The organism is Lewinellaceae bacterium (assembly GCA_020636105.1).
Classification (GTDB): Bacteria; Bacteroidota; Bacteroidia; order Chitinophagales; family Saprospiraceae; genus BCD1.
Genome location: JACJYL010000001.1, coordinates 209,774 through 222,274, shown reverse-complemented (window position 1 = coordinate 222,274; position 12,501 = coordinate 209,774). Strand labels below are relative to the sequence as shown.

General features: G+C 44.5%; 7 protein-coding genes. All 7 read right to left on the bottom strand.

Annotation, left to right across the window (positions count from 1 at the left end; translation table 11 throughout):
• Positions 1-32 precede the first annotated feature (32 nt).
• Positions 33-2,015, bottom strand: a complete 1,983-nt coding sequence (locus H6571_00775; GenBank protein ID MCB9322250.1) for a glycoside hydrolase family 127 protein — start codon at positions 2,013-2,015, stop codon at positions 33-35.
• 6 nt (positions 2,016-2,021) lie between these two features.
• On the bottom strand, positions 2,022-3,035 hold the full coding sequence (locus H6571_00770) for an arabinan endo-1,5-alpha-L-arabinosidase (protein MCB9322249.1): 1,014 nt from the start codon (positions 3,033-3,035) through the stop codon (positions 2,022-2,024).
• A gap of 11 nt (positions 3,036-3,046) precedes the next feature.
• Positions 3,047-4,039: a family 43 glycosylhydrolase gene (locus H6571_00765; protein MCB9322248.1), complete on the bottom strand. Its 993-nt coding sequence runs from the start codon at positions 4,037-4,039 to the stop codon at positions 3,047-3,049.
• Positions 4,040-4,210: 171 nt separating this feature from the next.
• A complete protein-coding gene (locus H6571_00760) occupies positions 4,211-5,767 on the bottom strand; it encodes an alpha-N-arabinofuranosidase (protein ID MCB9322247.1) in 1,557 nt (518 codons plus the stop codon).
• Between the two features lie 13 nt (positions 5,768-5,780).
• Positions 5,781-7,445 (bottom strand): glycoside hydrolase family 43 protein, encoded by a 1,665-nt coding sequence (locus tag H6571_00755; GenBank protein MCB9322246.1) that lies wholly within the window; start codon positions 7,443-7,445, stop codon positions 5,781-5,783.
• An 86-nt stretch (positions 7,446-7,531) separates the two neighbouring features.
• Positions 7,532-9,280 carry a RagB/SusD family nutrient uptake outer membrane protein gene (locus H6571_00750; protein ID MCB9322245.1) on the bottom strand — a complete coding sequence of 583 codons (1,749 nt, stop codon included), beginning with the start codon at positions 9,278-9,280 and terminating at the stop codon, positions 7,532-7,534.
• 18 nt (positions 9,281-9,298) lie between these two features.
• Positions 9,299-12,496: a TonB-dependent receptor gene (locus tag H6571_00745; protein MCB9322244.1), complete on the bottom strand. Its 3,198-nt coding sequence runs from the start codon at positions 12,494-12,496 to the stop codon at positions 9,299-9,301.
• Between the last annotated feature and the right edge of the window lie 5 nt (positions 12,497-12,501).

Here is a 12,501-nt window from a genome sequence, read left to right as displayed (position 1 = left end):
ATTAAATGGTTTCGATTAATATCCAAGTTAATTTATTCCTTTACATAAGGTAACCAAACCTTCATCTTTCCTATTCCCCGATTGGACCAGGCGTAATAAGGGATGGCCTTCAGTTTTTCATTTTCTATTACAATGACCCCGCCGAGCAGGGTTTCCTCTTTTTTTACCTCGAACTGGTCGGAGTCCGCCACCAAAATGGCGTCGAAATGCTGTTGATTATCAATTTCCTCCACGGCATACACCAATGGACCGTATTCCAGGGCCACCTTGCCGCGATCCTCCTCCACTTTTTCATTGGCTGCCACCTTCCTTACCTGCATGGGGAATTCAATGCTCACCTGGTCACCTTTTTTCCAGTTTTTGGTAATGATGAAATATTTTTGATCACCTTCCGTAAAGATTTTTTTGCCATCATATTCTATCCAGGAGAGATTACCCACCCTTTCGAGATAACTGTAAAGATCACCGGGCAACACCTGGTTACGGGCCCATGAAGGAATTCTCAATTTAAGCGTAAAATTTCCTTCCTTTTCAGGATCGACCTTCATCAATACCTTTCCGTTCCAGGGATATTGGGTGGTTTGGGACACTTTTACCTTATTGTTTTTCAATTCAACAACTGCCTCATTTCCGGCATATAAATTGACCATTAAAGTGTCACCGGCCTTTGAATAGATCAATCCCGGAATCGCAGGAATAAACCTTATTATATTGGTCGGGCAACAGGAACAGTCGAACCAACCCTGACGCGTACATGCCCCAAGATTGAATTTATAAACTCCGTCTGACTCAAGGGCATTAGGATAAAAAAAGTTGGTGCCGTCAAGAGATAAGCCGGACAAAAGCCCATTGTAAAGGGTTCGTTCCAGCACATCTAAATAATCAGCATTTCCTGTCAAACAGTGTAACCGATGGTTCCAATACACATCACCAATGGAAGCACAGGTTTCATTGTAGGCGGTCAGATTCGGTAACTCATAATTTTCACCAAAAGCTTCCCCTTCGTGGCGGGAACCGATACCTCCCGTGAGATACATTTTCTTTTCGACCATGTTGTGCCAAAGTTTATCGGCTGCTGCGTGATAGGCGGAATCGTGCATAATGGCAGCGATATCAGTCATGGCCGCATACATATACATGGCCCTGACGGCATGCCCCACAACTTCATCTTGCTGAATGACGGGAATGTGATCCTGGGAATAAGGCCCGTACAATTCATGATGATCAGGGTTGCCCCGGTTGTCCAGGAAATATTTCGCCAGTTTGAGGTAATCCTCGTTATTGGTGGCTTTGTAAAGTTTGATCAATCCCGTTTCAATGATCTGGTGACCGGGCACCATGGCGATTTTAACCTCTCCATCCCCGAAGGTATTAACCATCAGGTCCGCATTTTTCAGCGCAATGTTGAGGAAATTTTTCTTACCCGTAGCAATGTAATGGGTATAGGCCGCCTCAAATAAATGCCCTGCATTATACAATTCATGGCTGGCGCCAAGGGATTCCCATTTTTTTCCTTCTTCCACTTTTACCCACGGTGCCGGAGGTTGAGCCGGGTTGATGGTCCGCCAGGTAGTCAGGTATCCGTCTGCTTCCTGCCCGATCTGGATGATGGAAATCAGCGAGTCCAGTAATTTTTCAAGGGTTTCATTGGGTGCGCTGATCAGGGAGTTGGAAGCGCCTTCGATTATTTTATACGGATCGGTATCATCAAAAGGCATCTGTCCTTTTACCGAACCTTCCATTTTTCCGCCAGCGATGAGAAAATTGTCAAAACGGCCTTCTTCAGTACACTTTTCGAGGGCATACTCAATGGTTTTTTCCTGTACCCTTTTGATCACGGGCAGCCAAAAGTCATCGGTAAGTTTTACTTGCTGGATATTAACGGGTTCAATATAATACCCACCCGACAAAGTGCCGGGCTCCTCCTTTGCATTTTTCTTTCCTGTTTCACATCCTCCAAGTATTATACACAGGATCAAGGGGTAAACTATTACGGATAAATTTTTCGGCCTCATCATTTGTTATTTTAAGACATCCTTTTTCAAAACCGGCCAAAAATCCTCCGTCCAATCGAGTTCCGCCACTTTTAATTTTGGCGTACCGTTGTCCTTTGCATCATAGGCATGGAAGAAAAGGTAATCTTTCCCGTCAAACGTGTAGGTGGAACTATGTCCTGCACCGTACCAGTTTTCATTGCCTTCGACCAAAAGTGTTCCCCCGCCCTGAAACAAAGATTCTCCCGATTGATCCACATAAGGGCCTGAAACGGTTTTCGATCTTCCAACGACAACCTTATAGGTACTTTTTTCCCCTCTACAGCAAAGGTCCCAGGATAAAAACAGGTAATAATATCCGTGTTTTTTGAAAATGAAAGGAGCCTCCAGCGCGGCATTCCCCGGATCGCTGTCCTCCAGTTCAAAATTTCGTTCCCGGCGGGCAACGGTAAACCAGGTTTCCGGTTTGGCCACAGCCTTGAGGTCATCGCTTAATTTGACCATTTTCAAACCATTCCAAAAGGACCCGAAAGTCAGCCAGGGGGTACCCTCATCATCAAAGACAAGATTGGGGTCGATCGCATTCCAAAGATCCCGGTTCGGAACGGATTGGATGATAATGCCCTGGTCTTCCCATTTAAAGTTTTCAGCCTTGTTGTTCAATGTTTTGTTCGTAGCCAATCCGATGGCAGAGGTATTTTTTCCAAAAGCCGAAACAGAATAGTATAAATAATAAACCCCGTTGTGAAAAGTAATATCAGGCGCCCAGATATGATTTTTGAAGTCCGGAACAACCTGATCAGTCCAATCCGGTTTCGTTTCAAAAACGGAGGGCTCGCGGGTCCAGTTTTCCAGGTCGGGCGAGCTGAAACACGAAATGCCTCTGCCTGTACAAAACAAATAATAAGTATCCTTTTCCTGTATGACAACAGGGTCATGCACCCTGATTTGGGTTTGAGCTGAAACCGTCGATCCTTTCAGGGCTATAAACAGTATTAGAAAATGTATGATTGCCTTGGAAAAATAAATATTTATTCTCATGAGTGATTTTTTTACTGAATGCCTTCTGAAGTCATTATAACTCTTTTAATAGTGCCGTCCTCATTGTAATAAAGCCTGTCAATACAAACAGACCGCCTGAAGCTGCCGCCAAAGGGTTGAATACCTCCAGTGTGGTAAATAAAATAGGGTTTTCCTTTATACTCGATAATAGCCTGATGGTTGGTATTGCAGTTGCCTGACAGTTCGTTGATGATTCCCTTGAATTCCCAGGGGCCGGTAATGGAACCGCTCATCGCATAAGCCGTCTTTTCCGGAAACTGGTAAGCATATGAAAGATAGTACCAGTCACCCCGTTTATGGATCCAGGGTGCTTCGGTAAAATCAGGCAATTCGATGGTTTTGACAGGCCCGTCAAGTTCAACCATATCGTCCTTTAACTTTGCGTAATAACAAACCGTGTTGCCCCAAAAAAGGTAAGCCTGTCCATCATCATCGATAAACACAGTGGGATCGATATCATCCCAGTCGATATCTGTTTCCTTAGTCATATCATTGGTAATCAGTGCCTTTCCTAGCGCGTCCTTAAAGGGGCCAGTTGGGCGATCAGAAACGGCCACCCCAATGGATTTGCCTTCGATGGTTCCATGGGACACGGTCACATACCAAAAAAATTTGCCTCCTTTTTCAATGACCTGTGCAGCCCAGGCATCGCCCTTCGCCCATTCAAAATCCGAGACCTTAAGAGGAACTGGGTATGCTTTCCAGTGTACAAGATCCGTGGAGGAAAAAACCAGCCATTCATGCATTTTGTAAAAAGGAAAATCCGTTTCTGCCTCATCATGTCCTGCATAAAGGTAAACGGTGTCCTGGTAAACCAGGGCGGCAGGATCCGCCGTGAATTGGTCCTTTATGATGGGATTGTTGATCTGAAGCGAAATATTTCTGATTTGCTGATCAGCGGAATCAACAGGCACTTCGGATGGCTGAGATGTACAAGCCCAGTTCAAAGTTATGACCAATATGAAAAATAATATTTTTTGCATGGTTTGTGTTGGTTATTCGACTTCCCCCACCCCTTTGAATGTTTTCTTCACCTGTTTCATCCTTCCATTTCCATTGTAAAACAATGAATCAATACAAACAGAACGTCTGAATTCCCCACCGGTTGGAAGCATGCCGTTATGATAAATAAAATACCATATCAATCATAATTGTTATCTAGTCCCTTCCAGCACTACTACAGAAAATGGGGGAACAGTAATGGTTAATTTACCACTTTTAAGGTTGAAATCCTTAAAAGTGAATGGTTTTACTTTATCAGGGTGCTCAAAGGTATTGTGATCCTGCAATTGCTCTGATTTCAGAATAGTTCCGGTAGCTTTTGTAAGCCCCAGGGCTTTCACATCCAGCTCGACTGTATTTGTTTTTTTAGCATCGATATTAACGATGGAAAAATGTACTTTTCCGTCCTTGTCCTTTGAAGCTGAAACGGATATTGCAGGAAGAGATTCCTCCCCAAGCGTATATTCCGGGGACTTAAAATCTACGGATAACAATTGGGCATCGTGATGCACGGTGTACATCTTCATCACATAATAGGTCGGGGTAAGGATCATTTTTTCTTCATCAGTGAGAATGACAGCCTGCAATACGTTGATCGCCTGGGCCAGATTGGCCATTTTCACGCGGTCCGCGTGATTGTTGAAAATATTGAGGGTCGCTCCGGCAATCATGGCATCACGCATCGTATTCTGCTGATACAAAAATCCCGGATTTGTTCCAGGCTCGACATTATACCAACCGCCCCATTCATCCACGAATAATGCGACTCTTTTGTCTTGGTCATATTTGTCCATGATGGCGACATGTTTTGAGATCAACCCCTCCATTTCCAACGCACGGCTCATGATCGTAAAATATTGTTCCTCGGTAAAACCGGTGGCAGGTCCTTTATTGCCCCAATCGATCACCGAATAATGGTGCAGGGCAATGGCTTCGATCAGGTTTTTCGGAATATTTTTCATCAATACCTCCGTCCAGTTGTAATCACTGCTGCTGGCCCCTGAAGCGATCCGAACCAAACCATCCGAATTTCCCCAGTCTGTTGCAAAAGTGGCGAATCTGCGATAAACATTAGCGTAATATTCAGGAGTCATATTTCCTCCGCAGCCCCAGGCTTCATTGCCTACTCCCCAGAAAGTCACTTTCCAGGGTTCTTCCCTGCCATTTATTTCTCTCCATTCCGGCATGGGGCTTGAACCAGCAGGATGATTGGTATATTTGATCCAATCGGCAAATTCCTGTGGCGTGCCGCTACCTACGTTGGCCGACAAGTATGGTTCCGTATCCAGTAATTCGCACATATTGAGGAATTCGTGGGTACCGAAGCTATTGTCCTCTTTTATATTGCCCCACCAGATATTGAGCATGGAGGGGCGATCCTCCTTGGGACCAATACCGTCTTTCCAGTGGTAGGTATCCGCAAAACAACCTCCGGGCCAGCGAAGGTTCGGTATTTTCAAGGCTCTCAACGCTTCCACAACATCATTCCGAACGCCTTGCGTATTGGGAATATCACTATCCTCCCCTACATAGAACCCCCCGTAGATACATCTACCGAGGTGTTCTGCAAAATGTCCATAAATATGTTTGCTGATGATAGGAGCATCTTCCTGGGGTTTTACCATTACAATGGTATTTTCCTGCGCTGCCAGGTCCTGGAAAATGAAACTCAGCGTTATAATAAACAGAAACGTTAATGGCTTTTTCATAATTTATTGAATGTTATTTTGTCTTTTTGCCCCAATATGTTGCGTTTAGATTTTTTTCAGTTCCGGCATATACAAATGTTACCCTACGTGGGGTGGCTTCCCAATCTACTTCACGTTCAACGCAAACAATAACTTCACCCAATGTTAGTTGCTTTTTTGTCACATCGTAACTCCAATTGCCTGTCAGTACTCCCGACATGGTGCCGTCAGCATTGAGGGTTAGAGCAGAGGCGTGATCTTGTTGGGCATAGCTATAGTTAAGATTGATGTGCTCCCATGTTCCTACAAGAGAGTCTTTGGTTATAGTACCGTAATCAGGCACAGCGGCGTAGCGTTCGGGCAATGCTATTGGCCACAGGTTATCGGGTTCGCCCGGAGAGGCCGGACACCATACAATACGGCGTACATGCCCCATCATAATGGCATTAGAGTAGGCATTGCCGCCAACGTTGGCAGGCAATCGTCCTTGCGACATGTAGAACCATTCGTCCGTATTTTCCTTTTGGAAGATACAACAGTGTGATAGGCCTACCCATCCGTAACTTAGATTGAATTTGTAAGGGTGGGTTACGATAGGGTAACAGTCACCTTCCCCGTTGGTAAAGTTTCGCCCGGTGATATCGAGGTACGGACCTTCAATGTTCGTACTTCTGACCACTCGCGTGTTGTAAGGTACATCGAGTCCATCGTAGGCCATGAATAAATAGTAATAACCATCTTTGTATATTACTTCGGGCGCTTCGCTACCTTGCCAGCGCGACGAGGCCGTGCGTGTCCCAATGCGCGCACCATACCGGGCTGTTAGCTCACTTACATTGCTTGCGTAAGGCTCGCCAAGGGTATTGAGAGGCTTACCTGTTGTGGCGTCAACTTGCAATAGTGCGAAACCGCTATGCCACGAACCATGTATCAGGTAATGTGTCCCTTCAGGTGTTACTATATAAGTAGGATCGATGGCGTTGTAGTAGAAATAGGCACTCCAATCCCACAAACCGGAGCGGCTGAAATCTAAACCACGATCTGATGATGAACATGTAACGAAACCCTTATCGGTCCATACAGCTCCGGCGGGATCGGACGATTCACACATGCCGATAAAGGCGCGTTCTGTCCAACTTCCATCAAAGTTGGCTGATGTGTTGGCTTTGCCGGTTTCGATGTAGTTATCAATAACTATACTGTAGTACATGCGCAAGATATCTTGTCCTCCAATGTTGACCCGGCGTACTACCGGTGCCCAGTAACCGTATCTTATATTGTCCTGGGCAATGACATCGAGCCCCATACGCGAACGAATGGCGTTGAGCGAGTCGGCCACCCAGGAGGGTGCATCATAAAAAGGGCCCCCTATCCATTGCCAATTCACCAAATCCGTTGAACGTTTTCCTTGAAAATGTCCATGTCCTTCAGCCTCATTACCATACGAGGCATCGGTGCCGTACATATAATAATATCCATCGTAATAGGCAACCGACGGGTCGTGAAGGTTAGCCAGATTCCACTCATTTCGGTTTGACCAAGATGCTATCGAAGAATAGTCGTCGGCGTATGTTGGAATAGTGAAATTTGTTTCGGGATCAGGATCCTCCTCTTTAGGTACAATATCATCCTTTTTGCACCCTGAAAACGATAGAGTAACAATACTAAGAGATAAAATCAGTAGGGACTTAAGACTCATTTCTAATATTTTTTTATTAAATAACTTCCTTATCAACATATTAAAATTACGCCGATAAGGAAGTTTTAAAATTACGAAAATAGTGGCTACTCTACAACAGGATGAACCGACCATTTAGCTAAGAAAGCAGGTCCATTATCTTCATTATTGTTTGCTGAGTTACCTACCAGGTTAGGGTTGGCATTAAGGGTTGATTGAAATATAGGAAAATATTCATGCCCCTTATAGTAGTACTGGAACGAAGAAGCATCAGCGGTTTCAGCGGTAAGCTCCTCTGTTGAGGCAGTGCCATCAAGCTTATAATAAGCATGTTTAACCAACTGATCAAAACGATTTGCATCGTAGAAGAATCCCCAGCGGAGTAAGTCGATACCGCGTCCGTTTTCGCAACCGAATTCTTTAGGGCGTTCAACGTTTGCTATTTGTTCGAAAAGGTGATCAGCAGTCGGAAAGTCTGAAAGTTGAAGATCTTCAAGAGCAACACGACGACGTACTTCGTTGATGTAATCGATAGCAGCTTGTGTTGGTCCATTGATTTCATTTTCGCATTCTGCTGCACGCAGTAAAACATCGCTATAACGCATCAGGCGCAAGTTGACTCCACAATGCAATCCATTGGTAATGGACCTATAGATGTTGTTTCTCGCATTAGTAAACTTCGCTATTGATATACCTCCTTGAGAAGTATTGGATAGAGGAGTGGCCGTTATCTCTTCTTGATAAACAATGTTGCTACGAGGATCTCCACCAGGATATGCAGCAGTACTCAGGCCAGTATAGTTGTTATATTCATCTTCGAATGAAACCAGGGTCCAGTATAAACGAGGATCAAGGCGCCCATCTGTACAGTGCTCTTTTTTGAACAGGTTATACAACCATGGTGCGCCAGCCAGGTCACCCCAGCTACCCAGTTCCTGGGAAGCGTAATTGCTTTCTACAGCGTGCCCCTGGGTTGCTTCCGAGGTTAATAGTTCTATAACCCACTCGTCTTCAGTGCCGCCTGTGCCATAGTTCAAAAATTGAATTTCGAAGAGACTCTCTGAGTTATTTTCCGTATTCTCTTTAAAGTTGTCACCATAGTCGGCTGTAAGTTCATAATGTCCGTAATTACCTTCGATGATGTCTTTCAATACGGCATAAGCCTCAGAAAATTTATGACGAAACATCAAGGCACGAGCCAAATATCCTGCAGCAGCACCGCTTGTAGCCCGGCCCGAAGCCCATTCACCACCTTCATCCCTAGAGGGTAATAATTGCATAGCCGAGGTGAGGTCACTCTCAATTTGATCAAACACCTCGTCCTGTGTATTGCTTGATGCAAACATCGTATTGATGTCTGAATAAGATGCATAGTCCAAAAGCAATGGAACAGTCTGGTAATAGGTGGTCAATTCATAGTATGCCAAGCCTCTGAGGAAGAGCGCCTGTCCTTTTATCTGATTATAAGATTCCTCCGACATTTTAACGCCGTCGACTTTCGACAATACAAAGTTGGTGTGGTTTACAACAATGAAGAAACTGCGCCATATCCACTCGTCACCTATACCAATTGTACCTGGAGAATTGAGGTTGTCGTACTCCAGATACCACTGTTGAGAGGAGTTCCATACTTCATCGCCACGCACAGCATCCAAGGTGTAGCCTACGCGGGAAAATGAACCGTCGTAACGCAAAGGATTGTAGCACGCGATAACAGCCTCCTGCAGATCTGTTTCTGTATTGCCAAATTCGTAGGTGGTCTGATTGTTCGGATTAATGACATCCAGTTCCTTATTGCAGGCTGTAAAGCTTCCAATCAGCACCAAAATTGTGAGAATTATATTTAAACTTTTCATTGTTTTAAATTTATATTTTTAGAATGATACGTGAGCTCCGACCATCACGGATTGTGGTGTCGGATACGATGCATAATTGTAACCAGGAGTGAATGTTCCTCCGGCGAAGTCAACGTTGTAACCTCTATATTTGGACAATACGGCCAAATTCTGACCTGAGACGTATAAACGAAGTCCGGTAACATAGCCCCCAAACCACCCGTCAGGGAAATTATAACCAATTTCGATGTTGGCAATTTTTAAATAGGATGCATCTTGTATAAAACGCTCGCTGAACATATCATTGGTGATTGAACCTGTCGATTTGTAGGCTACACGAGGCACATCGGTGTTTGTGTTCTCCGGTGTCCAGGCATTCAATTGATCCACGCTCTTGTTAAGTATAAAATAAGAACTGCGCAATGTGACGTCCACAAAATCTACCGCTTTGAACCCTGCAGCTCCATACGTTGATATGCTCAGGTCAAAACCTTTCCATTGAACATTTGCATTCAAGCCGAAAGTGAAATCCGGTAAACCACTACCCAGGAATGTTTGGTCTGCGTTGGTAATTTGGCCGTCGTTATTAATATCGGCGTATATAACATCACCCGGTTGTGCTCCGTTCTGAATGATATATTCTCCTTCTGAGTTGACCCGGTTATCTATCTCTTCCTGCGACTGGAAGATACCTTCGTAAACGTAGCCATAGAATTCTCCAACTTCACGACCTACCTCTGTACGACAGTATCCATCGGTACGAGGTTCGTTTGAAACGCCCAAACTTGTTACCTCGTTGTTGAGGATGGAAAAGTTTGCAGAAATGCCATATTTAACAGGGTGGTCATGATTGCGATATCCAAGCAAGAACTCAAGACCTGTGTTTACCATGGTTGCTGCGTTCATCGTTACTGTTGTGTTGGCAGCCCCTGCATTGGTTGGAACTGCTACACTGTAAAGAAGATCTTCTGATGTTGCCTTATACCAGTCGAAAGTAAATTCCAACTTATTGTTGAACATGCTCAGGTCGAGACCAAAGTCAAGCGTTTTCTTCTTTTCCCACCTGATGGCTGTATTGACAAAATTTGTTATTGTCGAGCCGGTAACCTTGTTATTTCCAAAGCTATAGGTGTAGTTTCCTCTCGCCATTATATCCATATATTGGTATTCGCCTATGTTCTCATTACCCAGTTCACCATAACTACCACGAACCTTGAATAAACTGATAACCGATTCGTCAACAGGGAAAAAGCTTTCACGCTCAATACGCCAACCTGCCGATACTGACGGGAACCAGTCCCAACGATCGTCTGCAGAAAGACGGCTTGAACCATCACGACGTACTGTTGCTGAAAGAAGGTATTTCTCATCAAAATCGTAGATAACACGACCGATATACGATGCCAACACGTGTTCACTTTCATAACTTGTTGCAGTTCTATCGTCGGCGTTACTCACCTGGAGATAGTATGGTTCAGGCAGGTTAACACCTGTGCCTGTAAGGTTGTGATAGAGTTCGCGCTGGAATGTTTGACCGGCTACCAAATTGATGTGATTGCGTCCAAATCTACCATCGTAATTGATAGTGTTTTCTATGAGACCGCCAGAATAGCTGCGATACCCCTCTGTAAGTTTTTCATTGCTCTTTGATAAGTAGTTTGTCGTACTCTGCATAAATGCAGGCACAAATGTAAAGTCCCTTACATTAGTCTTATTGTACGACAAGTTTAGTTTGTAACCAAACTTGTGATTGACGCTTTCGCGTCCAAACATTTCCAGGAAATCAACATTTACAGCGCCTGAAGCAACAATGCGATCAACTTTTGAGTTCCGCTCCAATAAACTATTCGTGAGCAGAACGTTCGTTACACGCAAGTCTCCATGAACGTCGTCATAGTATGTACCATAACCATAAGAATCGTAAGTGTATTCTGATGCGGCAGAAATTTGGTCATCGAGCACCCAGGTCGATTCATCGTAAGCCTTAATGGATGGAGGGGTAAGCAGGGCCGAAGCCATTACGGGATATTGTGCACCATAAAGACCCTGTACATATTCATTGGCGTTACTGAGAGCCATATTGTCCTGATCACTGTAACTATACACTATGCTGGTTTGGAATTTGATAAATTTAACATCCATAGTATTGTTTAAACGGGCAGTGTAACGGCTTAAGTTAGGACCGGCCCCCACAATTGTTCCTTCCTGGCCATAGTAGTCCAGCCCGAGGTTGTAAGTATTGCTGGCACCACCTCCTGAGAGGTTGATGTTGTGATTCTGACGAATACCTGTTTTGAAGGCCTCATCGAACCAATTTGTGTTAACTTCGGCCGGATCAATATATTTCGCGCTTGCAGGATTGTATCCGGCAGGAACTTCTAAGCCATTGTTACCGTATGCCATGGCAAGGTATTCTGCATATTGGTAAGCATCCATAACATCGTACACTCCTTTCTGCACCTGATCAAAACCAGTGTAGCCGGTGTAGTCCAACTTCATGGGTTGGTTCTTCTTTCCTTGTTTTGTGGTGATGATAACCACACCGTTGGCAGCCCTTGAACCATAAATTGCGGCAGCAGAAGCATCCTTAAGGACCTGAAGGGTTTCGATATCGTTAGGTGAGAAGTCGCGAATTGTTGTTCCCATTGGCACACCATCTATAACGTAAAGAGGTGCGGTGCTACCAAACGAACCTATACCACGAATACGCACCACAGGATCGGCTCCCGGTTGTCCGTCACTTGTGATTTGAACGCCTGGCACCTTTCCTTCTAGCATTGTTGAGATGTTTGAGTGGGATACTTTCTTTAACTCTTCAGTGTTGACAACGGCCACTGCCCCGGTAAGGTCAACCTTGCGTTGTGTACCGTAACCTATTACAACCACCTGGTCGAGTTCTGTTAAATCCAAAAACAATGAAATGGTGCCCAGATCAGTTCTTCCTCCAACGTTTACTTCAATACTTTTGTATCCTATATAAGATACGACTAGCGTAGCATCTGAAGGAACAGAAAGGGAGAAGTTACCATCAATGTCGGCAATGGTACCATTGGTTGTACCTTTTTGTACTACGGTTGCACCTGTAAGCGGTTCTCCGTTTTCGTCAACGATGTTACCTTGTACTGTTATGTCGCCTGGTTGAGTCATTGACATCAGATTGGCATTGTCGTTGCCTTCTGCATAAGTTGCCGGTGTCAGCGCCAGCAATCCCAACAGGATTATGTATAAATATTTCATAATTA

Bases quoted from the DNA above. Each gene is read 5' to 3' on its own strand.
- H6571_00765 (MCB9322248.1), bottom strand. From the start codon at position 4,039: ATGCAAAAAATATTATTTTTCATATTGGTCATAACTTTGAACTGGGCT.
- H6571_00760 (MCB9322247.1), bottom strand. From the start codon at position 5,767: ATGAAAAAGCCATTAACGTTTCTGTTTATTATAACGCTGAGTTTCATT.
- H6571_00750 (MCB9322245.1), bottom strand. From the start codon at position 9,280: ATGAAAAGTTTAAATATAATTCTCACAATTTTGGTGCTGATTGGAAGC.
- H6571_00755 (MCB9322246.1), bottom strand. From the start codon at position 7,445: ATGAGTCTTAAGTCCCTACTGATTTTATCTCTTAGTATTGTTACTCTA.
- H6571_00775 (MCB9322250.1), bottom strand. From the start codon at position 2,015: ATGAGGCCGAAAAATTTATCCGTAATAGTTTACCCCTTGATCCTGTGT.
- H6571_00770 (MCB9322249.1), bottom strand. From the start codon at position 3,035: ATGAGAATAAATATTTATTTTTCCAAGGCAATCATACATTTTCTAATA.
- H6571_00745 (MCB9322244.1), bottom strand. From the start codon at position 12,496: ATGAAATATTTATACATAATCCTGTTGGGATTGCTGGCGCTGACACCG.